This window comes from Chlorogloeopsis fritschii PCC 6912 (assembly GCF_000317285.1).
In the GTDB taxonomy this organism is placed as follows: domain Bacteria; phylum Cyanobacteriota; class Cyanobacteriia; order Cyanobacteriales; family Nostocaceae; genus Chlorogloeopsis; species Chlorogloeopsis fritschii.
In genome coordinates this window covers 1-24304 of sequence record NZ_AJLN01000042.1, presented here as the reverse complement: position 1 = coordinate 24304, position 24304 = coordinate 1, and the positions used below count along the sequence as shown (strand labels likewise).

General features: G+C 42.1%; 21 protein-coding genes. 14 read left to right on the top strand and 7 right to left on the bottom strand.

From position 1 onward, the window contains the following. Positions 1–127: 127 nt before the first annotated feature. Both UYC_RS0104095 and UYC_RS0104090 read left to right on the top strand, forming a co-directional pair. Complete coding sequence (locus UYC_RS0104095; RefSeq protein ID WP_016873373.1) at positions 128–2173, top strand: AMP-binding protein; 2046 nt, start codon at positions 128–130, stop codon at positions 2171–2173. A gap of 96 nt (positions 2174–2269) precedes the next feature. Continuing rightward, a complete protein-coding gene (locus UYC_RS0104090) occupies positions 2270–3469 on the top strand; it encodes a PrnB family protein (protein WP_016873372.1) in 1200 nt (399 codons plus the stop codon). A 160-nt stretch (positions 3470–3629) separates the two neighbouring features. Here UYC_RS0104090 and UYC_RS0104085 read toward each other — a convergent pair whose 3' ends face one another. Then, positions 3630–3965: an AMP-binding enzyme gene (locus UYC_RS0104085; protein WP_235082876.1), complete on the bottom strand. Its 336-nt coding sequence runs from the start codon at positions 3963–3965 to the stop codon at positions 3630–3632. Positions 3966–4114: 149 nt separating this feature from the next. Here UYC_RS0104085 and UYC_RS0104080 point away from each other — a divergent pair, with 149 nt between their 5' ends. Then, positions 4115–4369 (top strand): DUF4212 domain-containing protein, encoded by a 255-nt coding sequence (locus tag UYC_RS0104080; protein ID WP_016873370.1) that lies wholly within the window; start codon positions 4115–4117, stop codon positions 4367–4369. 9 nt (positions 4370–4378) lie between these two features. Then, positions 4379–6061 carry a sodium:solute symporter family protein gene (locus tag UYC_RS0104075; protein ID WP_016873369.1) on the top strand — a complete coding sequence of 561 codons (1683 nt, stop codon included), beginning with the start codon at positions 4379–4381 and terminating at the stop codon, positions 6059–6061. Between the two features lie 177 nt (positions 6062–6238). Here UYC_RS0104075 and UYC_RS0104070 read toward each other — a convergent pair whose 3' ends face one another. After that, the gene (locus UYC_RS0104070) at positions 6239–7354 is read right to left on the bottom strand and encodes an ABC transporter permease (protein WP_016873368.1); all 1116 of its coding nucleotides are present in this window, start codon (positions 7352–7354) and stop codon (positions 6239–6241) included. A gap of 55 nt (positions 7355–7409) precedes the next feature. After that, positions 7410–8285 (bottom strand): Npun_R2479 family HD domain-containing metalloprotein, encoded by an 876-nt coding sequence (locus UYC_RS0104065; RefSeq protein WP_016873367.1) that lies wholly within the window; start codon positions 8283–8285, stop codon positions 7410–7412. A 413-nt stretch (positions 8286–8698) separates the two neighbouring features. Between UYC_RS0104065 and UYC_RS0104060 the strand changes: the two genes are divergently transcribed. Next, positions 8699–8959 (top strand): PIN domain-containing protein, encoded by a 261-nt coding sequence (locus UYC_RS0104060; RefSeq protein ID WP_235082875.1) that lies wholly within the window; start codon positions 8699–8701, stop codon positions 8957–8959. Between the two features lie 121 nt (positions 8960–9080). Here the strand turns inward: UYC_RS0104060 and UYC_RS0104055 are convergent, their stop codons facing one another. After that, complete coding sequence (locus UYC_RS0104055; protein WP_016873365.1) at positions 9081–9428, bottom strand: DUF5615 family PIN-like protein; 348 nt, start codon at positions 9426–9428, stop codon at positions 9081–9083. Beyond that, positions 9418–9801 carry a hypothetical protein gene (locus UYC_RS0104050; protein ID WP_016873364.1) on the bottom strand — a complete coding sequence of 128 codons (384 nt, stop codon included), beginning with the start codon at positions 9799–9801 and terminating at the stop codon, positions 9418–9420. The genes UYC_RS0104055 and UYC_RS0104050 overlap by 11 nt, the downstream gene beginning before the upstream one ends. A gap of 346 nt (positions 9802–10147) precedes the next feature. Between UYC_RS0104050 and UYC_RS0104045 the strand changes: the two genes are divergently transcribed. From UYC_RS0104045 to hetR, 4 genes are all read left to right on the top strand, one after another. After that, positions 10148–11197: a zinc-dependent dehydrogenase gene (locus UYC_RS0104045; protein WP_016873363.1), complete on the top strand. Its 1050-nt coding sequence runs from the start codon at positions 10148–10150 to the stop codon at positions 11195–11197. Positions 11198–11315: 118 nt separating this feature from the next. Beyond that, positions 11316–12620 carry an inorganic phosphate transporter gene (locus UYC_RS0104040; protein WP_016873362.1) on the top strand — a complete coding sequence of 435 codons (1305 nt, stop codon included), beginning with the start codon at positions 11316–11318 and terminating at the stop codon, positions 12618–12620. 554 nt (positions 12621–13174) lie between these two features. After that, positions 13175–15076 (top strand): DMT family transporter, encoded by a 1902-nt coding sequence (locus UYC_RS0104035; protein ID WP_016873361.1) that lies wholly within the window; start codon positions 13175–13177, stop codon positions 15074–15076. 736 nt (positions 15077–15812) lie between these two features. After that, positions 15813–16712 (top strand): heterocyst differentiation master regulator HetR, encoded by a 900-nt coding sequence (gene hetR, locus UYC_RS0104030; RefSeq protein WP_016873360.1) that lies wholly within the window; start codon positions 15813–15815, stop codon positions 16710–16712. Between the two features lie 235 nt (positions 16713–16947). On the opposite strand, the gene UYC_RS0104025 is transcribed toward hetR, so the two are convergent. Further along, a complete protein-coding gene (locus tag UYC_RS0104025) occupies positions 16948–17700 on the bottom strand; it encodes a hypothetical protein (protein WP_016873359.1) in 753 nt (250 codons plus the stop codon). 693 nt (positions 17701–18393) lie between these two features. On the opposite strand from UYC_RS0104025, the gene rpsD reads away from it, so the two are divergent. Further along, positions 18394–19002: a 30S ribosomal protein S4 gene (gene rpsD, locus UYC_RS0104020; protein WP_016873358.1), complete on the top strand. Its 609-nt coding sequence runs from the start codon at positions 18394–18396 to the stop codon at positions 19000–19002. An 83-nt stretch (positions 19003–19085) separates the two neighbouring features. On the opposite strand, the gene moaA is transcribed toward rpsD, so the two are convergent. After that, a complete protein-coding gene (gene moaA / locus UYC_RS0104015) occupies positions 19086–20075 on the bottom strand; it encodes a GTP 3',8-cyclase MoaA (protein WP_026087357.1) in 990 nt (329 codons plus the stop codon). A gap of 342 nt (positions 20076–20417) precedes the next feature. On the opposite strand from moaA, the gene UYC_RS0104010 reads away from it, so the two are divergent. The 4 genes from UYC_RS0104010 (at position 20418) to UYC_RS0103995 (ending at position 24294) form a co-directional block, all read left to right on the top strand. Further along, complete coding sequence (locus UYC_RS0104010) at positions 20418–21596, top strand: phosphoserine transaminase (protein ID WP_016873356.1); 1179 nt, start codon at positions 20418–20420, stop codon at positions 21594–21596. A 447-nt stretch (positions 21597–22043) separates the two neighbouring features. After that, positions 22044–23075 (top strand): hypothetical protein, encoded by a 1032-nt coding sequence (locus UYC_RS0104005; protein ID WP_016873355.1) that lies wholly within the window; start codon positions 22044–22046, stop codon positions 23073–23075. Positions 23076–23372: 297 nt separating this feature from the next. Next, positions 23373–23540, top strand: a complete 168-nt coding sequence (locus UYC_RS38765; RefSeq protein WP_016873354.1) for a hypothetical protein — start codon at positions 23373–23375, stop codon at positions 23538–23540. A 409-nt stretch (positions 23541–23949) separates the two neighbouring features. Further along, positions 23950–24294, top strand: coding sequence for a DUF760 domain-containing protein (locus UYC_RS0103995; RefSeq protein ID WP_026087770.1), 345 nt, complete (start codon positions 23950–23952; stop codon positions 24292–24294). Positions 24295–24304: the final 10 nt, after the last annotated feature.

The following is a 24304-nucleotide window of genomic DNA, read 5'->3' as shown; positions in this document are numbered from 1 at the left end:
CATCACAGACCTGTCCGAAAATTTGTAGTATAGATAAATCAGCCCTCTTAACATTGACAAATAGCACCTTATGTAGGTGTTGCAATCAGGTAGACCTAGAACCGCACTCAACAACCAGGCAAAGGGCATGAGCAAGCAACTATCACTTGAACAACTTCTTAACTGTGGTTTGGAAACAAACATAGCCTCGGCAATACTACCGCAAGTTAATCAATGGCTTGCCTCCCTTCCTGCTACCCATTGTTGGCAGTACCTTGTTCAATATATTCTCAAGTCTTGCCATCCCTTTGCACTCCACGAACTTCTCTATAAAACTACCTTCTCTGATTGGGATATTAACCAAGGGCAACCTCCAGCCTGGTTTCCTTCTCCTGAGCAAATTCAGGCGACTAATATCGCCGCATTGATGAAAGAGCTTAAGCTGGATTCTTACGCAGAACTTCACGCTTGGTCGGCACAACATCGAGCTGAGTTTTGGGAGATGATGATTAAACGACTAGGTATCTGTTTGCAAAAGTCATACACTCAAATTGTTGACTTATCGCAGGGTGTGGAGTTGCCCCAATGGCTGGTAGGTGCGCGTCTTAATATTACCGATAGTTGTTTTCAAGCACCTGCTGACAACCCCGCCATTATATTTCAGCCGGAGGGCGGTGCCCTTACTACCTGGACTTATGGAGAACTTCAAGCTTTAACCAATCGAGTTGCTAATGGGTTAGTAGAAGCTGGCTTTGTTCCTGGGGATGCGATCGCTATTGCTATGCCGATGACTGCTGAATCTGTGGCGATATATTTGGGAATTGTTAAAGCGGGTTGTGTCGTAGTCTCGATTGCCGACAGTTTTGCTGCCGATGAAATTGCGACACGCTTGCGCATATCTAAAGCAAAAGCAATTTTTACCCAGGATTATATTCGGCGTGGTGGAAAGCAGTTACCTCTTTATGCCAAAGTTGTTGATGCTAAAACACCGAGAGCGATTGTGTTGGCTTCGTCTCCATCAATTACACTGCGTCTTGGCGATTTAACTTGGGAGAAATTTCTTAGTTCCAATGAGAAATTTGATGCTTTCTCTGCTCATCCAACTGCTTACACTAATATCCTATTTTCTTCAGGTACTACAGCAGAACCAAAAGCGATTCCTTGGACGCAGACAACCCCAATTAAGTGCGCAAGTGACGGGCATCTACACCATGACATTCACCCGCAAGATGTGGTAGCCTGGCCGACTAACTTAGGATGGATGATGGGGCCATGGTTAATTTATGCCAGTTTAGTAAATAAGGCAACTATTGCCCTTTATTACGGTGCGCCTACAGAACGGGGATTTGGTGAGTTTATTCAGGATGCTCGTGTCACTATGCTGGGCTTAGTTCCCAGTTTAGTCAGCAATTGGAAAACTACTGCCTGTATGCAAGGATTTGATTGGAGCGCTATTAAAGCATTTAGTTCGACGGGTGAGTGTTCCAATCCGCAAGATATACTGTTTTTGATGTCCTTGGCTGGCTACAAACCGATTGTGGAATACTGCGGTGGTACGGAAATCGGTGGGGCTTATATCACGGGTACAGTAGTGCAACCTGCGATTCCCTCAACCTTTACCACACCTGCTCTAGGTTTAGACTTTGTGATTCTCGATGAGGAGGGGCATCTCGCGGATAAAGGCGAGGCGTTTATCGTTCCTCCTTCGATTGGACTTTCTACTGAACTGTTAAACAAGGATCACCATCAAGTTTACTTTGCTAATGCTCCCTCTTTAGGGCAGGCACTACGTTGCCATGGCGATCAAATAGAGCAGTTACCCAACGGCTACTACCGCGCTCTCGGTCGTGTTGACGATACCATGAACTTAAGTGGCATCAAGGTTAGCTCGACGGAGATTGAGCAAATTCTCAATACTGTAGAGGGAATCTGCGAAACTGCTGCGATCGCTATTTCTCCTCCCGAAGGCGGGCCAAGTCTACTAATAATTTATGCAGTGGTTGAGTCTAATGTAAAGGCTGACAAAGAAGCACTTAAAGCTTCTCTACAAACGGCAATTAAGCAACGCCTCAATCCATTGTTTAAGATTCATGATGTTGTCATAGTCGAGTCTTTGCCCCGAACTGCCTCTAATAAAGTGATGCGTCGTGTGTTACGCGATCGCTACAAAGTTGCAGAATCTGTTAATGGCTAATAGTTAATAGTTAATTGCCTTTTTAAGATTAGCTAAGTAGCCCAAACAAAATACTTGTACTATACCCATCTATTTATAATTTTTGATGTAAAAATTATGACAAGCATTAAACTAAAACAAGAAAATATAAATCTCCTTAGGCTTGAAGATTATGATGTGAGCCGAGAATGTGGTTTTTTACCAACCCATCCGCCTGCTAATGTTCAATTGCCGGAGGGATTTTGGCAAGTACAACAAGCTGCTGCCTTACTACCCAAGTGGCTGACTACTGGTAAAATCCGGCAAGTTGTAGAGAAACTCCCAGAAGTAGACGTAGAACAAGCAACTTTAGACGAGATGCAGTTGCGTCGGCTCATGCAGGTGTATTCTTACCTAACCCATGCCTATGTTTGGGGTGAAGCTAAACCTGTAAAAGTGCTGCCACGCAATATTGCCGTGCCTTTTTACAAAATTTCTCAAAGCATAGGTAGACCTCCAGTATTGTCTTATGCTTCCTATGCCTTAGACAACTGGGTGCGAATTAACGAAACTGAACCGATCGCAATTGGCAATATCATCATTGCGCAAAACTTCTTTGGTGGATTGGATGAAGACTGGTTTATTCTTATTCATATTGATATTGAAGCTAAAGCTGCACCTGCACTCTGTGCTATTCCTGATCTTTTAGAGGCAATTGCTCAGGGTGATATTAACAAAGCGATCGCTGCTTTAGAAAACATCAAGAACGCATGGACAAACATCAACACCACCATGAACCGAATGCCAGAAGGCTGCGATCCCTATATTTATTACAACAGAGTGCGTCCTTACATTCATGGTTGGAAAAATAACTCTGTACTACCAGAAGGACTCATATACGAAGGCGTAGAAGTTTGGGGCGAAAAACCTCAGCAATTTCGTGGCGAGACGGGCGCACAAAGCAGTATTGTACCGACGATGGATGCTCTCTTCAATATTTCTCACGAACACGATCTACTGTGGGAATTCTTGATGGAAATGCGGAATTATATGCCACCAAAACATCGTGCTTTTATGGAAGAAGTGGAAAGGCGCTCAACACTGCGCGATTTTGTTAGAAATAACATGGATCAAGTACCAAAGCTTAGAGATTTATATAATGATTGCGTATCTCTTATAGAAAAATTCCGTACCCAACACCTAGAATTTGCTAACCGCTACATTCATCAACAAACTGCAAAGTTCAGCAACGATACCAAAATTGGCACAGGCGGTACACCATTCATGCGGTATTTGCAAAAACATCGTGATGAAAGCCGACGACATCTTTTGGAATAAATGTTCGAGTATGGGAGTTGTCGATTCTTGACATTCAGCAACGCACTTTTAGCTTTCTATAAGGTGGGCATTGCCTGTCAAAGCCTATAAGATATTTGAGATATAGATGAGCAATGCCCACCCTACATTAACTTCCTTGAATTTTCTTGTCATAACCAGCCTACTCTTTAGCACGCAAAAGATACTTTTGAATTTTACCAGTGCTAGTTTTAGGTAAAGAACAAAATTCCACAGCAGTAGGACATTTAAAAGCTGCTATTTGACTGCGGCAAAAATGAATTAATTCATCTGCGGAAACGTTTGCTCCTTCTTTTAAAGTCACAAAGGCTTTAGCAACTTCTCCTCGCTTGGGATGAGGAATGCCAATAACCGCACACTCTAATACTGCTTCGTGGCGATAAAGACATTGCTCGACTTCAATACTGGAGACATTCTCGCCGTTGGTAATAATGATATCTTTCATGCGATCGCGCACTTCAATATGGAATATAACCAATCTGCTAAATATAAGTTTACGTAGCCAAATAATGGATTTTGCAACTTTTATTAAAATTATGTAAATAACATTTAGAATTTTAGAAATTTCCAGTAGAATTATGACTTCTTGATACTATTTTTGTTTTTGATGCATTGACTTAAAAAATCATGGATAAGCATCAGTATCGTTCTTATTGGCGTGCCAATACAACTTTAATTCGCAATCTTTTAATAATCTGGGCACTAGTTTCCCTCGTTTTTAGTATTTTGCTGGTACAACCGTTGAACGCAGTACGTTTTTTTGGCGTACCTTTGGGTTTTTGGATGGCGCAGCAGGGTTCAATTTTGATATTTGTAGGGCTGATTTTTACCTATGCCTTTCAAATGGATAAGTTAGATCGCAAATATAATCACAAGAAGTGAGGAAAGGCTGTGTCAGTAGAACTTTGGACAATTGTAATAGTAGGGTTATCTTTTTTAATTTACCTTTACATAGGCTGGCGATCGCGAGTCAAAGATAGTGAAGGTTTTTTTGTAGCAGAACGAGGGGTTCCCTCAATTGCCAACGGTGCTGCTACTGCCGCTGACTGGATGTCTGCCGCCTCGTTTATTTCGATGGCGGGGCTGATTTCTTTTATGGGCTATGACGGTTCAATTTACCTGATGGGTTGGACTGGTGGCTATGTGCTGCTGGCATTACTGCTAGCTCCTTACTTACGCAAGTTTGGTAAGTACACAGTTCCAGACTTTGTCGGCGATCGCTATTACTCTAATCTCGCCCGCTTGGTAGCTGTAATTGCCGCTATTTTTGTTTCTCTGACTTATGTAGCCGGGCAAATGCGGGGGGTAGGAATTGTTTTTAGCCGCTTTCTGCAAGTTGATATTAATACCGGTGTAGTCATTGGGATGGTGATTGTTGGCTTTTTTGCAGTCTTGGGTGGTATGAAAGGCATTACCTGGACGCAAGTAGCACAGTACTGTATCTTAATCGTTGCCTACTTGATCCCGGCGATCGCCCTCGCTGTATTGCTGACAGGTAACCCCATTCCCCAATTGGCATTTACCTTTAGTGACATCGCTGACAAGCTCAATCAAATCCAAGTTGACTTGGGATTTAAGGAGTATACCCAGGCCTTTGTCAACAAACCAATGATTGATGTGCTGTTCATCACCTTAGCACTAATGATCGGCACTGCTGGTTTACCTCATGTTATTGTACGTTTTTACACAGTACCTAGTGTACGTTCCGCTCGTTTTTCCGCTGGTTGGGCACTATTATTCATTGCAATTTTATATACAACTGCTCCTGCCCTTTCCATGTTTGCCCGCTACAACTTAATTACATCGCTGCACAATCACACGATTGCAGAAGTGCAACAGCTAGACTGGGTAAACAAGTGGGAAAACACTAAACTGCTAGCCTTTGAAGATAAAAACGGTGACGGGCGTTTGCAGCTAACTCCCAGCAAAGACACCAACGAAATTACAATTGACCGAGATATCATCGTTCTTGCTACCCCAGAAATAGCTAAACTTGCACCTTGGGTAATAGCTTTGGTAGCTGCAGGTGGCTTGGCTGCTGCTTTGTCCACGGCATCGGGATTATTACTGGTAATATCAAGTTCCATTGCCCACGATGTCTACTATCGTATTGTCGATCCGCAAGCATCAGAGCAAAAACGGGTGTTTGTCGGGCGCGTGATGGTTGGTTTATCGTTAGTTGCGGCTGGGTACTTTGGCGTCAACCCGCCTGGGTTTGTGGGTGAAGTGGTAGCTTTTGCCTTTGGTTTAGCTGCTTCTAGCTTCTTTCCAGCAATTATCCTCGGTATTTTCGACAAGCGTACCAACTCTACTGGAGCGATCGCCGGGATGTTAACAGGTTTAATTTTCACAAGCATTTATATTATCGGCGTCAAGTTTGTAGGTATGCCAGCTTGGTTCTTTGGAGTATCCGCAGAAGGCATTGGCACGCTGGGGGCGATTATTAATTTGATTGTCACTTGGGTAGTTTCGCGCCTGAGCGCACCACCACCAGTAGAAATTCAGGCATTGGTGGAAAATTTACGTACCCCCGATCTTGAAGACAAACAAGCTGTAGCAACATTTGAAAACTGATACCACAAGGATGTAGGGGAATATTGTAGAGACGTGCCATGGCACGTCTCTACAAAAAGATATTTTTATGATAACGACCACAGATGGACACAGATGAACACAGATAAATTATCCGTGTGTATCTGTGTTTATCTGTGGTCGATTTCTAAAATATGATTTTTGCTTGTCTTAAATTTTCTACTTTTGCAAGCTGCGCGGATCGAGTGCATCTCTGAGTCCATCGCCTAGTAAGTTGAATGCCAACACTGTTAGGATAATTACTAAGGCTGGTGGCCAGATTAACCAAGGTTGCAATACCAAAATTGAAGCATTAGTTGCTAGTGATAACATATTGCCCCACGATGGATCTGGTTGTTGAATTCCCAAACCAATCAAACTAAGTACTGCTTCTGCACCGATAAAACCAGGAACAGCAAGGGTTGCAGAGATAATTATGTAGGTAGCAGTTTGGGGTAAGATGTGGCGAATAATAATATAGAGTGGTTTTCCGCCCATTGCTTGTGCAGCTTGCACAAATTCTCGCTCTTTGATGGATAGTACCTGTCCGCGGATGACTCGTGCTAAACCAGCCCAACTAATAAACGATGTAATAAACACAATTAGCACAAAGCGTTCAGTACTAGAAAGCCCTGCTGGTAAAACAGCGCCCAAAGTTACCAAAAGATAAATGCTGGGAAAAGTCATTAATACTTCAGCCAAACGCATGGTGATACTATCAACCCAGCCTCCAAAATAGCCAGAAATTCCACCAACAATCATTCCTAAGGGAAAAGTTAAAGCAACTCCCACAATCCCAATAAACAAACTAATCCTACCACCGTGTACTAGACGACTAAACTGATCGCGCCCTTGATCGTCAGTACCCAAAATATTGATTTTTGTTTGATTAGTGGTGCCAAACAAATGCCAATTTAAGGGAATGCCAGGGATGATAGTTACTTCATCCCAATTTGGTGGCAGTGGCAAATTTAACTGAAACAGACGGTATTCAGCACCTTGAACAAATAGCCGTACTGGAGAGGGCTTGGTTTTGTCTACAATCAGTTCGCGATCGCCTGTTTCTAAATTTGTCTCTCCCTGAATTGTCGGATAAACATGAGGGCCAATAAACTGCCCAGAGTTTGAAAACCAGTGAATTGTGGTGGGTGGCAGTAGCGAACCGTTTGGTTGTGAGGCATAAGGATCGTAAGGAGCGACGAAATCAGCTGCAATTACTACCGCATAGAAGACTATTAGTAAAATTGCTCCAAATTGCGCCAAAGGATTTTTCTTTAGTCTTTGCCACCAATTCATAGTTGTTATTTGTCCTTTGTCGTCTGTCCGAAATCAATGACTAATGACTACTATATTAAGCATGTAGTTGCTCAACTAAATACAACTTGTCTTCTTGAGGCATTTCATGTTCCACAACAAATACATTCGAGTAAAGATTGGCAATAAATTGTTTTCCTTGTTGCGTCAAAGATAAATAGCGCAATCCATCTTGGATATACGGATAAACTACATTCCAATAGAACTTGGCGTAGTTTTTGCGTAAATCAGCGGGTGTTTGGTACCCCAAAACTTTATTCATTCCCGTTTCTTCAAACTCGTAGAACAAAGAAGTAATTTTCTTTAAATAGCGAGGATCGCTTAATTGCCCAATCAAGTCAGCAGCACGCACCAAACTTGCATAGCTATCAGTACCTTGATGATCGTCGGCTGCTGGTACTGGAAAACGAGTCAATTCTATATTGCTTTTAATTACTTCAGAATCTATCAGTTTGTGACCGCCAAAGCGTTCATTAATAAAAAGTTTTGCCCTATCTACATGATACGGTGTCAAACTAGCATCAGAAGCTCCTGGAGCCAAATGAATCATAATGCTGTCTTTACCTGTAGCATACAAGCCTTCTAGCTCTCGATCTTGACGGCACACACCTTTAACATAGCCAATATCATGGCACACCAGGGAAATCATAAAATGCAACCAGTCTTCGCTGGAAACTCCTCCCTCCCGAATGTGTTTACCACGTAACATCTCTTGTCCAACCAAGGTGACAAGAATCGAGTGTTCTACATTATGATACAGAGCGTCACTATTGGCTATATTTTCTAAAGCCATGTTGCCCGCCCAAGCAATAATGTCTTGATAATCACTTTTGAAACAGCCGTAAGTACGGTAGTAGCCTTCTCGAATTTGCTTGACAAAAGCATCTATTAATATTTCCGTGGCATTAAACATACTAGTTTCTTTGTCGGACAAGTTTATATCAAAATTTCTAAGTACCTTGACGTACAATTAAAGTCAAGCACAATTAATTTATGGTTGTATTTATTGTAACATTGTCTTTTTAAGTATTGCCCAAATGCGATCGTGACTGACGACTGCTGATTTACGCTTCTACATCTAATTAGTTTTTCACATCAACGTTATTATCAGTTGCGATCTAAATTATTTCTCAATGATGATGGAGTGGGGCAAGTTTTCGATGAGCCAAGCTTGAATGAGATAAATTACCGCTCAATACAATCTAGGAAACTGTGGTTGGCTTTGTGAATAACTTCAAGACGAGAACCTTCACTCAGGTAACGTAAACCCTGACGCGATCGCTCTAGCAGTTGCCAAAACCTTTAAAGTGTGCATTATCGATGGCAATGCCATATCACATTGTACTAGATACCAACGTACTACTAGCCGCTCTACGCTCCAGTCGTGGCGCATCCTATAAATTGTTAACAATACTTAACGATTCACACTGGCAGTTAAATGTTTCTACCGCCTTATCAGCACAAGTTTCAGCATGGATGACTAAAAATTGTATAGAAGAAAAAGCAAAACGCGTTAGTTGGGATAAATTTCAGCAAGTTTTAAATAAAGTTCCTGATGTAGAACCAGAGGATTATGACAAATTGTAGGGGTTATTTGTCTATATTATTTCAAACGGTAAATAATTAATGCTTCCACCGGACGTGCAGAGATTGAATGATGGCACTAATAAGGGTGAGGCGATCGCTCACTATGATATATCTTAATCTGTCAGTATTTCCACTGGTTGAGAATAACAAATTGATTTTTAAGTGTATAGCCTGATGTTTCTAGATTCGCAATTGCTTTCACAATTGCCTGATAACTCATATTCTTAGATGTATCTGAATCTTGATAAACTGCCAAAATTCCTGGATGGACTGGGTTTGCTTGATGTAGTTCCTGAAAATCATCACAGTTGCGAGTAAGCAGCACTCGCCCGTCTTGTCTAGCATAATCAAGCACGACTGAGTCTGAACGATTCATCAAGCCTACTGCATTAACTGTGATTACATCATGTTCTGCTGCCTGAAGAAGATAGACCAAATACTTCGCTTGAGAATCCTCATCAAGCAGCATTCGTAGACTCAAGTGAAACTCCTTTTTCCTCCAAGCGATAGTGTTCTTCGTCAGCTTCTAGTTTCAGTAGTTCCTGGTGACTCTCACAGTAACGAATTGTCTCGTGGATAGCAGATAGTGGCAAATCCCAATTTTCGGCTGCCTGCTCTGGCGACATCTGATTAGCAATCATATCTTGCCAAACAGTTGAGGCAAGTAGTTTACGCCCTTTTATATAAAGCTGTTTGCGCCAAGGGTGAGGACGAGCTACTAGATACTGCCAATCCTCAGTTTGGGATGTGTCTTGCAGAGATTGAATGATGGCACTAATAAGGGTGAGGCGATCGCTCACAGAGAGCTTACAGGCTTGCTCTTTAAGCTCTTGCAGGGACATGAAAACTACTCCAGTAGAAGCTAATATCTGAACTCTATTATGCCTGATTTAACAAAGCATAAGATGTGATGAGATATTATGCTACTTGATATATAAGTATATATAAGTACTAAGCAACAGTGGGTGTAAGATACTTTACTTTACTCTAGACAAGTGTTAGTCTGCTGCGATCGCCTCACTGATGGGAAGTAGGCAACCGCAGCCATATCCACTCAATGCTGACTTCTATACAAGCAACCCTTCTCTGTGGTGTTAGACCAGCATTACAAACAAAAATTTCAAAATTCATAGCTTAAATAACGCCTCTAGTGTTAAATCTAAGATCGTTGAGCGGTGAGAGATCAACGTGAAAGCACAGGTATTTAGAGGCGTCAATCAACTTTCTTACGAAGATATCCCCGAACCCACACTCCAAGCAGATGAAGTGCTGGTACAGGTGCGGGTTGTGGGATTGTGTCAGTCGGATATTAAAAAAATTCGTTATCCCTTATATGAACCACCGCGCATCTTTGGACATGAAACTGCGGGAACCATTGCAGCGGTAGGCACAGAGGTAAAAAATTGGCAAGTTGGGCAACGAGTAGCGGTGATGCACCACATCCCCTGTATGCGTTGCGATTACTGCCTAAATGACAATTTCTCGATGTGCGATACCTATAAAAATATCTGCACAACAGCAGGATTTGCACCCAGTGGGGGCGGTTTTGCCGATTATGTGAAGGTTCCCGGCCATATTGTCCGCAATGGTGGGCTAATTCCCATCCCCGATCATATCAGTTTTGAAGAGGCAAGCTTTGTTGAACCAACTAATTGCTGTCTCAAGGCAGTGAAAAAAGCTCAAATTGCACCTGGACAAACTGTTTTAATTACTGGGGCGGGGCCAATTGGGTTAATGTTTGTGATGTTGGTGAAGTATTTTGGGGCGAAAGCGATCGCTACCGATTTACTACCCTCGCGAATTGACAAAGCTTTGGCTGTAGGTGCAGAAGCGGCGTTTGATGCTCGTGATGCCGATTTACCAAATAAAATTAAAGCACTCACTAATGGTATGGGTGTAGATGTGACTCTGCTTGCCGTACCTAGCGAAAAAGCTTTCTTCCAAGCCCTAGATTGCACTCGCAAAGGCGGTAAAATCCTCTTTTTTGCCGAGTTTCCCGATGAAATGGAAATTCCTCTGAATCCAAATATCCTCTACCGTCGAGAAATTGACTTAATGGGCAGTTACAGTTCATCCTACCGCCTGCAAAGTCTCTCGGCAGATATTGTTTTTAATCGCCGCATTGACGTGCAAGCATTAATTAGCGATCGCTATCCATTAAAAGATTTATCTCAAGCTGTAGAACAAGCGATCGCACCTACGCCAGATACGTACAAGATTTTGATTTATCCACAATAATCTAGGTATTGGGGATCGGGGATTGGGAAGAGACGCGGGGACAAGGGGAAGGATTGTGACTCACGTCTTCTCCCCTTGTCTCCCCTACTCCTTGTCCTCTTACTAGCCCCTAGCCCCTATGATTGTATTTGCCTTACTAGCCTTCTACCTCGCTTTTAACCTTGGTGCCAATGACGTTGCTAACGCCATGGGAACGTCTGTAGGTTCCAAAGCTGTTACTCTCAAACAGGCATTGATAATTGCTGGTGTATTAGAATTTACGGGTGCAGTTCTTTTTGGACATCAAGTTTCGGAAACTCTAGCCACAGAAATTGCTAACCCTAGCTTATTTGTCGATACGCCGCAAATGTTAGCGATCGGGATGGTGACGGTGCTGGTAAGTTGCGGTTTATGGCTGCAAATTGCCACCTCACGAGGTTTACCTGTTTCTTCTTCTCATGCTACAGTTGGCGCGATCGCTGGATTTAGTTGGGTAGCTTTTGGCATCAGTGCAATTGATTGGCCATCCATTGGACTCATCACTCTTGGCTGGATTGTCACACCAGTGATTAGCGGCACAATTGCTGCTTTATTCTACAGTCAAATCAAACACTGGATTTTAGAACAACCGCATCAATTGAAACAATTAAATGAGTGGATTCCCTGGTTGAGCGCCATGTTGCTAGGAATATTTGGCGTGATTGTCTTACCATCTGTTACTCAACCGATCGCCAATTTTTTGATTGAGGAAGTAGGTATAAAAATACCTGCTCATGACATTCCATTGTTTGTAGGAGGATTTGCAGCAGTTGGGCTTAGTCTCTACAGTTGGCGACAGTTAGATAAGAGTAGGGGCAGTGCCTTGTGCCTGCCTCAAATAGAGATAAAGGAAGAGAAAAGGAGTAATAAGCTACCAACCACAAACAATCCCATTGAACATCTATTTGGCAAATTTCAGTTACTAAGTGCTTGCTTTGTTGCTTTTGCTCATGGTTCTAATGATGTCGGCAATGCGATCGCTCCTCTAGCAGCAATTGCTTACATTAATACTACTGGTAGCGTACCCATCAGTGGCATTACTATTCCCATCTGGATTTTAATTTTAGGTGGTGTTGGCATCGTTACTGGCTTGGCTATCTGGGGCAAAAAAGTTATCGCCACAATTGGTGAAAGTATTATTCCCCTGCAACCTAGTAGTGGATTTTGTGCTGAACTTGCAACCGCCACCACAATCCTACTCGCCTCCCGTCTGGGGCTACCTGTTTCCACTTCTCATGCTCTTGTCGGTGGTGTCGTTGGTATTGGATTGGTACAAAACCCTCAGTCTGTTCAGTTGAAAACTCTTCAAGGTATTGCTGCTGCTTGGCTTGTGACAGTTCCTGTTAGTGCTGGACTAAGCGCTGCCATTTTTAGTATTGCCAGAATTTTAGATTTAAGATTTTAGAAGCAGAGTGAAATAGAATTAAGCACTTCAACAAAATAATTACCATTCTTCAATCTGTTCCCTATCCCCTATCCCCTACCCCCTGTGTTTCTTAAAAGTATAGGTAAGTTCCACAAGTATTTCTTACCTAATCATTATTTTTTTCAATCAATCTTGATACTTTCACTAATAGAGCAAAAATCTGTATTAAAAATTACATTTTTAATAGTAAATTTATTGAAAATTTATGCGTTCGCTGCATAAAATCCTCATAAACAGAAAACCTATTTCCCACCGAAACCTATTGCGGGAAATTTTTCAGGAAGTGAGAACTAAAATTACCAAAAATTTTTCAAAAAACGACGTGATAAAAATAATACTTTGAAACTTTACATAACAAGTCAGAAAAAACATGGGTTAATGTGATATTTTTTATCATAAAAAACAATACAGAGTAATCGTTGATATCAACCGAATGACTTATCTGACACAATACAGGAAATATTTAAGAAGTAAAAACAGCGATTAAGTGAACGAAAAACAGCTTGACTGTCAAGGTTCAGAGGTAAAAATCAATGGGGCGATTTGAGAAGCGAACGGAAAACTCACGAACACAAGGCGATCCATTTGGAGAAGCAGATACTGCTTTACAGGCTATCACTGAGGAATTGCAAATTATTCAGCGGACTTTACTCAAGTCTTTACGGGAAGATGTCAAACAACTGCAAGGGGATAAAATTCGCCTAAGTGAGGATGTCAAACGTCTGCAACAAGAAAAAGAAGAACTGCTTCAAGGTTTGCAGGCAAGTGAAATGCAAGGATTGTTGCGTCAGTTAGCTCAAGTTTTGGCAAGCCATATTTCCTCACAACTCCAATCCTCGCTAGAAGCTTTCGCTACCAAAGCCCTTGAACCAACTAGTGAGGGCAGCAGCAACAACATAACCGAACATGAAGTTAAGCAACTTCTTGGATCTTTAGACGATAGTCTTACCATCACTTTTCACACTCTCCAACATGAGTTGAAGAACTATCAAAACAGCCTTTCCCGACAGTTGTCTCAAATGTCAATGCAACAACGACAAGGGGAAGAAATCTTAGCAGAGTTAGTAAATCGTTTACGTACAGAACTAGAAAAAACCACAACCGCATCTCTGCCTACTGTAATCCAAGCAGGTACTGAGAACGAAGTTTTTGAGGAGAAGCAGCAAGGTAAATTTGAGGCTGTGACAAAATTACAGCAAGACACCATCATCGTAGAACCAAAAGCGCCACAAACAAGTCTGCCGCCCACACCCTCAACTGCTAGTTCTCTTGTACCAAGAAAGCTTCAAAAGAGTTATAATACATCGCTCTCATCTACTACAGTTACAATTACACCATCCCTACAAAAATCAACACCAAAGCAAAAAACTACACCAATACCATCAGCCTCCACGCAGGTGACAACAGCATCGTTATCAGTAATTGGTATTTGCTTGTTAGCTTTATCTACCGTAGTTTCATCGCTATATAACATAGCCATTAAAGTAATTTTCCATTCAGATACTCAGATTTTTGGAATATTTGAGGTAGAGCAGCTGTTACTGCCAACACTAGGTAATATCTTGCTGATTTTAATGCTGAGGATGTTAGTAGTTGTACCGATGATGTTGGTGTTAGCTCCGATTCTGCACTCGCAAATATGGGAAGATTTGCAAAGCTTGATCGAGTCCTTACAAAAAAAGCGTCACAACACTCATAGTAAATCCAAGCAAGTATTGCTTTTATCAATACTGAGCGGATGCTTTTTATTTTTATCGCAAGTATTAATCTACTCTGCTATTAGTCAAATTGCCACAGGAGAAGCGATCGCATTATTCTTCATTTATCCGGCAATTGGTGGACTTTTAGGCTGGTTTTTATTCCGCGATCGCCCTACCTCTGCTCGTGTAGCTGCGATTGTTTGTATTGGCTTGGGGCAGATGTTGGTTTTATCAGGCTCTACAAGTATTGAACTCGCTAATCCTACTTTTGGTACTACCACAGCGATCGCCTCAGGAGTGGCTTTTGCTATCTACGTGACTCTTACCCGGATCTGTGCTGCCAAAATACATCCTGTCACTTTTACGTTGATTAACTTCGCTACTATGCTCCTACTATCCTTTGTTAGTTTGTTACTCACTCTACCTACTAACTGGAGCCTTCAACCTAAATCCAGCAATTTACTGGAATTGGTTCTCAGTGCTTTTATTTTAGGTGTATTTACCCTGTGTGGCTATTTGTTTAATAACATTGGTATTCGCAAAGTAGGAGCTTCGCGTTCAGCACTTTTAGGCGCAACAGTCCCTGTTTTAACAGCAGTTTTCGCTGGTTTGATTATTCAAGAAAATTTGCAATTAGTACAAGTATTAGGAGTTGCTTTTGTGACTTGCGGCGTAGCCGCATTCAGCTATGAAAAAATGCGAAATACTATCAAAACATCTCAGACAACCAGTTAATCAAAAATCTAAAGAAAAACTAAAATTTTGCGGAAAGGGTTTAAAAGAAAACAAAAATTTTCCTAGAGTTAAACATCCATAGAGTTTTCAGCCATTTTAGAAAAAAAATTTAACTAAAAAAGCAAATCTGTAAATGTTTTTACATATGGGTTGAATGAAAATTGCTAAGATAACCAAAAATCTTCATCAAAGATAAAAGGTTTCTTCTGCGTTGAACGATCACCTTGATTTGAGGACTATGACCTTTCCTCAAAACAATCCACCTTAAAATCAAAACTTCACCGGAATTTTGCCAATCCAAGGCAGTTCGCGATACATATTGTGTTCTGTTCTTGACTGGAAGTATTAATTTCCAAGAGGTATTCACCTCAAAGTTTGGTAAAAATGGAAAACTTCTTGTTGTTTTATCCTCATACTTGACCAAATTGCTATGATCTTCTGACAAAAAAAATCTCTTCAAAGAAGAATTGTGAGCTTCTTATTACACATATTGCCCAAGCATCCGTGTTTGGGCAAAACTTGCTTAAAATGCTTCTCACAGAAGAAGTTTAATCAGGTAGACAATTCTGCCAAATTGCCAGAAAATACTGATTAAATAACTATTATGACTACCAATAATTCACGTTATTAAAGCATAATAGATCATCTGAGTAAAAACATTGCTTTCAGTCGGGTGTATATTACGTACTTTTCATTGACCGAGAACTGTAAACGTGCTAATCAACTGTCTGTAAATATGAGTAACGACGTAGATCTGATCAAACGCCTCGGCCCCAGTGCGATGGATCAGATCATGCTTTATCTGGCTTTTAGTGCCATGCGGACGAGTGGGCACAGGCATGGGGCATTTTTAGATGCAGCCGCAACCGCAGCTAAGTGTGCCATTTACATGACCTATTTAGAGCAGGGACAAAACCTGCGCATGACAGGCCATTTGCATCACTTAGAACCGAAGCGAGTAAAAGCCATTGTCGAGGAAGTTAGACAGGCATTGACTGAGGGCAAATTGTTGAAGATGCTCGGTTCTCAAGAACCGCGTTATCTGATTCAATTTCCTTATGTCTGGATGGAAAAATATCCTTGGCGTCCAGGACGTTCCCGCGTTCCCGGCACAAGTCTAACGAGCGAGGAAAAAAGACAAATTGAGCAAAAATTGCCGCAGAATCTGCCTGATGCTCAGTTAATAACCTCCTTTGAATTTCTAGAGCTAATAGAATTTCTGCACAAGCGATCGCAAGAAGACTTGCCAAAGGAACACCAAATGCCTTTGAGTGAAGCGCTAGCAGAACATATTAAACGTCGCCTGCTTTATTCTGGTACAGTAACTCGTATCGATTCTCCTTGGGGAATGCCCTTTTACGCTTTGACTCGCCCTTTTTATGCCCCAGCTGACGATCAAGAGCGCACTTACATCACAGTGGAAGATACAGCTCGTTACTTCCGTATGATGCGAGATTGGGCAGAAAAAAGACCCAATACCATGCGAGTTTTGGAAGAATTAGATATTCCACTAGAAAAGGTGGAGCAGGCAATGGAAGAACTGGATGAAATTATCCGCGCTTGGGCAGATAAATATCACAAAGACGGAGGAGTGCCAACAATTCTACAAATGGTTGTTGGTAAAAAAGAAGACTAACTATCAAATAACGCAGAAGCTGTCTTTATATTTATATTGGGAAATTGATAGCAGTAAATACCTGTACTTTGAGTCCACCAGCTGGTGGATTCAAAGCTAAAAGGTTGTTCCTAGAGAAAAAGTACTAGTTGTAGAGCAACATCCCAGTCAGATCCCCCTTGACCCTTCAGATACTAGTAGGATTAGGGGAAGCTGAATTGTTGTCAAGACAATAATATTTACTACTATCTGGGATCTAGAGATTCTCTGGCGGAATTGTGCTTGGTTCTACCGGAGTTGTGTTTGGATTTGTTGGGGGGATTGTGTTTGGTTCTACTGGAGTTGTATTTGGATTCGCTGGGGGGATTGTGTTTGGCTCTACTGGAGTTGGGGTAGTTTCAAAACTGGGTTGAAATGGCGTATTTGTGGTGTTGGCAGGGATAAAAGATGGTAAAAAGCCAGTAATGCCAAAATCGCTACCATCTATACAAGTATCCAAAGCCTGAGAAGGATCTAAGTTTGTTGCCAAACGCAAACCCACTACACACTGAGCAAAGCGTACTGGCAATAAACTGCGACCGCAATAATCTAACACTGCTGGGTTAACTGTTTCCTTAGTATTCTGGCTAATAGAAACTACGCATCTGCGTAAATCCTCAGGACGCCGTGCTTGCCTACAACGAGAAAGTGCGTCCACAGCGGCGATTTGCGTCTGTCGTTCAATTCTAACTACGCAAGAAGATAAATCTCTAGGACGCAAAGCACTTGCACAAGCCTCTGTTGCTGGTTCTGTAGCGATCCCCGCCTTTAAAAGTTGGCTTGCACAAACACGATAATCCTGAGGATTCCCGTAAGACTCGTAGGAAGCCATACTGGGCAGAGCCATTGCTAACCATCCCAGCATAGTTAACGTTGGTGCAGTTATGGCAGTACCAACAGCCCTCCAAGGGGCTGGTTTAGCTTTGAGCATGGATTTATGTGGATATTTGCTGTTTCTTCTTTCTGGCATTTCCGTTCTGCTCCAATCACCCAATGTTATGCTATCCGATCTTAAAAGTTTGCTTTCGCTCCTTCTATTAAGATAAATAGTATTTCGGGAGAAAGCTTTAGAGTATGCCAACCCGCCAATAAAACTGTAATTAGATCGACAAGATTGAAGACACAAAATTTTGAACTAGATTAAAGTGGTGATGAGCACTATCACTGATATAATTATCATTTGGAGTTTTCACTCTCAAAATACGTTGTTAATGCTTGCCGATGCCTTTGAGTCTTTAAGACTCAGGCTATCCCTTAGCTATAATGCGTAATAGCAACCTAAAGCCTAAACCGAAAAGTATTGTAAAACTAACACTTGAGGTTTATACAGTACGACAAGGCAGGTCGAAACTGGCTCTTATTTGATAAGAGTAAACGCTTGGCAGGCACTGTGTTGGGGAGGTAGTCAATTACCCGGTAAAAATTCTAAGTGGCAGAAATAGCCCCTAAGAAATTCAGAGGGTTTCCTCCGTTGCAGAAACTATCGTTGGCTCCGTTCAGCGATCTAACCAGTGCTCTAGACAAAAGCAACTTTGACATAGTGTAGGCAACTACACGAGTTTGAATTTGCCCAATCAACCAAGAATCTCTGGCACTTTTCGTCAGAGAATGTCACAATAAAAAATTTGGCAACATTTGAATCAGGATTAAATTAAGGAAACTCATGTCCCGATATAGAGGACCACGTCTTAGAATTGTACGTCGCCTGGGTGAATTGCCAGGATTAACTCGTAAAAGCGCCAGACGCTCTTACCCACCCGGACAGCATGGTCAAAACCGCAAAAAGCGTTCTGAGTACGCTATCCGTCTCGAAGAAAAGCAAAAACTTCGCCTCAACTATGGTTTGACTGAAAAGCAACTGCTGCGTTACGTGCGCAAAGCCAGACGTGTGACTGGTTCTACCGGACAAGTGCTGTTGCAATTGCTAGAAATGCGCTTGGATAACACAGTTTTTCGTTTGGGTATGGCTCCCACTATCCCAGCCGCCCGCCAATTGGTAAATCACGGTCACGTCACAGTTAATGGCCGTGTCGTTAATATTGCCAGTTATCAGTGCCGCCCTGGAGAAGTCATTAGTGTTAGAGACAAAGAAGCATCCAAGAAGTTGGTAGAAGCTAACTTGCAATATCCCGGTTTGGCAAACCTGCCCAGCCATTTAGAGTTTGACAAAAACACTTTAGTTGGCAAAGTCAATGGCGTGGTTGAGCGCGAATGGGTAGCGTTGAGTGTTAACGAACTGCTCGTGGTGGAATACTACTCACGACAGGCTTAAGGAAAGGATGAAGGATGAAGGATGAAGGATGAATGATGAAAATCTAATATTTCAGATTTCAGACTTCAAACTTCAGACTTTATTTACCCGCCAATTTGAGACATGGTGCGAGTATAAGCACCTGTCCTAGTACCGGAAAAGCGCTGTTTAAAATTAATTTCTGGCTTAATTGCTAGTAATTCCCTCACCTGCTCCCGTAAGTCGGCAGTACTAATACCTGCACGAAGAGCAGTTTTTAAGTCTATTTGCCCAGTTTCATTTAATAAACACGGACGCAGCCAACCATCAGCAGAAAGGCGCATCCGGTTACAACGATCGCAAAAACACTCCGACATCTGACTGATAAATCCCAGTGTTCCTTTTGCTCCCGGAATTTGAAATACATCTGCTGGCCCATTACCACGTACTTGACTTTCTGTCAATCCCCAACGTGTGCGGATGCTTTGCCGTAATTCTTCAGAAGAGATCCAACCGCGATCGCCAAACAATTGACTATTGCCAATCGGCATAAATTCAATAAATCGGACGTGCCATTGCTTATCAATCGTTAAGGCTGCCAGATCTAAAACTTCATGGTCGTTGACATTGGGGATCACGACTACATTTAGTTTTAGGGGATCGAAGCCCACACGATAAGCTGCTTGAATCCCATCCCAAACGTCTTGCCATCGCGATCGCCCGCGATTGCCGATAATTTGGTCAAAAATCTCAGGTTCGAGAGAATCCAGACTGATATTAATGCGCCGCAAACCAGCATCGTAGAGGCTTTGTGCCATTGGAGCGAGTAAAAAGCCGTTAGTCGTCATTGAGAGGTCTTGGGTTTGGGGAAAAGAAGCGATCGCTCTCACCAACTCCACCACCCGCGGGCGTAAGAGCGGTTCTCCTCCAGTCAATCGAAACCGGGTAAATCCAACAGGAATAAACACCTCTTGAATCAGGGTGAGCAGTTCCTCATCAGTCAATAAATTTTGCTTGAGAATGTAGTCAAGCTCTGCGCCCTCTGGCATACAGTATTGACAGCGGAAATTACAGCGATCGATTAAACTAATTCGGAGGTAGTCTACCTGGTTCATGATTTAATAGAGTTATCTTATTGTCTCTATAAACAAAGACATGATTTTGTCAAGCTAAAATTTCTAGTTATTTTGTAAATTTTACTGACTTTCTTTTAAACTAGCTTGAAATTTGCAATCTAGCTAATTTAGGTTTACTCAATAAAAATATGAATTATGCGATCGCTGCATACTTCTGAACGCTGAACCTCTAATTTTGCTTATATTCTTTTAAACAAGCGTGTGTTTAATCTGGCATGATCGTTCCATTCGCTTCTAATTTTTTATTGAATATGTACAGACCCGGTTTCTGATAGGAACCGGGTTTATTGTCCCCCATTTGTGATTTTGCAACTTCAACCTATGTCAGCAACTCTTACTCCTCCAACCACCAAACCAAACCGTCCGCATTTTTCCTCAGGCCCATGTGCCAAACGTCCTGGCTGGACTGTTTCTGCTCTGCAAGATGCGTTTGTAGGGCGCTCTCACCGATCCGAGGGTGGGAAAGCCAAGCTCAAAGAAGTAATAGAGCTATCTAAGAAAATTTTGGGTGTACCCGCCGATTATCGCTTGGGTATCGTCCCTGCTTCCGATACAGGTGCAGTGGAAATGGCATTGTGGTCAATGCTGGGAAAACTGCCCCTAGATATTTTGGCATGGGAAAGCTTTGGTCAAGAATGGGTAAAAGATGTAGTGGATGAACTACAGTTGCCCGATACTCGCATTCTCAAAGCACCTTACGGAAGTTTACCGGATTTAGAGCAAGTCGATTTTAGCCACGACGTAGTATTTTTGTGGAATGGAACTACTTCCGGCGTTCGCGTGCCGAATGGCGATTGGATTGCAAGCGATCGCGCAGGGCTAACTATCTGCGATGCCACATCAGCAGTTTTCGCAATGGACATACCTTGGGATAAGTTAGATGTAGTCACCTATTCTTGGCAAAAAGTCTTGGGTGGAGAAGCCCAGCATGGCGTCATAGTCCTTTCTCCCCGCGCTGTAGAACGTTTAGAAACCTACAAACCACCACGCCCCCTGCCCAAGTTATTTCGCATGGCCCAAAAAGGCAAGTTGATTGAAGGGATTTTTCAGGGAGATACCATCAACACGCCATCAATGCTGTGCGTAGAAGATGCATTAGATGGGTTGAAATGGGCAGAAAGTATTGGTGGACTTCCTGGTTTAATTAGCCGCAGCCAAGCCAACCTCGCAGCCATTGCTAAATGGGTAGAGCAAAGTAGTTGGGCGGACTTTTTAGCCCAAAAACCAGAAGTACGTTCTTGTACGTCAATTTGTCTCAAGATAGCTGATGCTTGGTTTACTGAGTTAAGCCCAGAGCAGCAGGGACAATGTGCGAAAAAACTAGCTAAACTCCTCGAAAAACAAGAAGTAGCTTATGATATTGCTGCCTATCGGGCGGCACCTCCCGGAATCAGAATTTGGGGTGGTGCAACAGTCGAAACCGCAGATATTGAAGCTCTGTTACCTTGGCTAGATTGGGCTTATGCTACTGTAAAAGCCGAGATGAAAGAAGCAGTATAGGTAAAGTAGGTAACAGGGTACAGGTTACGGGGAACAGGTAAAGTTGAACTAATCTGTCCCCTGTATCCTATCCTCATCCCAAGAGTGCGATACTCCTTGCACCCTTGATAAAATTGTAAATACTGCCTTCCAATACATTAGAGGATTTACATCCCGTTGCAAGAAGCAGGCAATGCAGAGCTAGGTATACCTGATGAGGAGGTATTGGCATTTGCCATCAGCTAAGAACGCTCGATATTAACTGTGACAGCAGAGGGAACTTTACAAGGAAAACTGATTCGTGTGGTACGTCTAGCCAATTGAAGAAGGCAAGCTGCGATCGCCTTCTTGCGATCTGTCATGCTTGTATTGCAAGTGTGACAAGTAAAACCCAGTAATGATATCGATTTTTAAATTACAAGATTATGTAATAATAAGCCGTCGCATACATTAATTACTTTCCCAGCCGTGCAATCAACCGATAATTTCGATCACATAGCTGCTGCTTTACAACAACCTGTAGATTTGGATTTTGAACTCCCCGATCCAGAGGATGAGGAAATTCCAGAAGTCGAATTTCAAAAGCAACTGGATATAGCTTGGCAGGTGTGCGATCGCTTTGATTTACAAACCGAAATCTGGCGGGGGCGAATTCTACGGGCAATCCGAGATCGAGAGAAAAAGGGTGGAGACGGGCGAGGCACGGGATTCCTTAAATGGCTAAAAGAACGGGAGATTAGTAAAAGTCAGGCTTATGCTTGGATTCAACTAGCTAATAGTGCGGATACCCTCTTAGAAGAGGGAAAGCTAGATCCAAACGCGATCAACAATTTTTCCAAACGGGCGTTCGTAGAAACCGCCAAATCATCGCCGGAGGTGCAGGTAATGGTGAGTGAAGCTGCACAAAAAGGCGATCGCATTACCAGAAGAGAAGTACGTCAACTTACTGATGAATGGACAGCAATGTCCTCAGAATTGTTACCCGAACCAGTGAAGCTAAAAGCAGCAGAAAACGCTCTTCCTCCGCGTTACATAGCGCCTCTGGTGAAGGAAATGGAGAAATTACCAGAGTCACACCAAAAATCCCTGCAAAAAGAAATTGCTCAAAATCCTGATGTAGACACTGTTAAACAGGTAACTGCAGATGCGCGGAGCTTGGCAAAATATCTCAAAGCAGCTGCTCAAGTTCAAGCCTTGAATGAAGAAGAAGTTGATATTGAAACCGCACTTATAGAGGCACAAAGAGTTGGTTGTTTAAGCATTGCTGCTGACTTGGTAAATCAAGCATCACAGCTAGAGCAAACAATTGGCAAATTGTACATGACTTGGAAACGGATCGGCAATTTAGCAGATCGGCTTTACGTAGATACTGGTGCGAGTACGCCGCAGTTGCGATCGCTGTTGAATTGCTTAGAACCTTTAGGTAGCGAAGTGATGGAATTGCAACTTGGTAGTGTTGGAGAACGAACTATCCGCCTGCAAATTCAGGAAACGGTATAAATTGAAAATGGTTAGTAGTTAGTCATTTGTCATGGGTTATTTGTTATGAGTCAACTGAAATACCAGGCTTAGAGCTACTGTTCGTTAAAAGTGACTAAAAACCTTATCCAGTCTACTTGAGTAGACTTTAACTTTGCAGCCTTTGAAATTTATTTTTTGGCGTACAAGAGCTTAGATGCAAGATATAAATATCTCTATCTTGAGTTAAACCAGACAATGGTTGTAGTCCGCAAGCTAGATGTAGTTTCTGATAGTTGGAGCAAACTAAGTAATAAATAGGCACCAACAACAAAAGCCATGGCAACAGACAAAACTAACAATCCCAGTAACACCCCAAACCAGGGTGAAAGCAAACAAGAACTCAATCAAAAAACATCGGTTCAATTTTCGATTAGCCTGATCGTAGGAATTTTAGTAATTATCATTCTGGCTATCAGTGGCTATTACGGAATTGTAGGATTCTAAGGATTGAGTTGTAGGTTATTGGTTAGAGTGAATAATAAATAGCTAATAACCAATAACCTTCATAATTGTGTTTATTCACACTGTATTAATTTGTAGAATTTATAAATAACCGTAGGGTGTGCACTGGAAAAAACGTAAAAATCAGGTTTTGGACAAAAGCTTAAAAGTGCCCACCTTACAGAATTTGTCATCAAGCAACTGGTGCAAGACAGTTATGTGATTAAATCACACAACGAGGGAATGAAAATCTCTTTTCTCTAGCCCCTAGACCCTAGTCTCTAGCCCCTATTTAAGACGGATATTTGTAGAATAAACCGTCATTTTTTGGTTCGGTTAAGCTCACTATTCTTAAGCAAAGAAGTTGGTAAATTTATTAATAAGAGTTGTGTAAGAGCGTATCCATACTACCGTGAATAATCTGTCTAACCACAGCCCAGAATCTTTTGGCAGTGAGGTATTAAGCAGCAACTTACTTTGGCAATACGTCAAATCCATGAGTCCCGAAACAGTTGCTCAACTGTCTAAGCCAACTTCGCCGGAAGTATTGCAGGCAATCGAACACACAATAATAAATATGTTGGGTGGTTTACCTTCAGAAAACTTTAATGTGTTGATTACCACTAATCGGGATAACCTGGGAAGACTTTTGGCTTCTGCAATGATGAATGGTTACTTTTTGCGTAATGCTGAACAGCGAATGGAGCTTGAAAAGTCTTTGCAAGTAGTAGAAGCCGATGCATCGGATTCTCAGTGACGTACCCAAC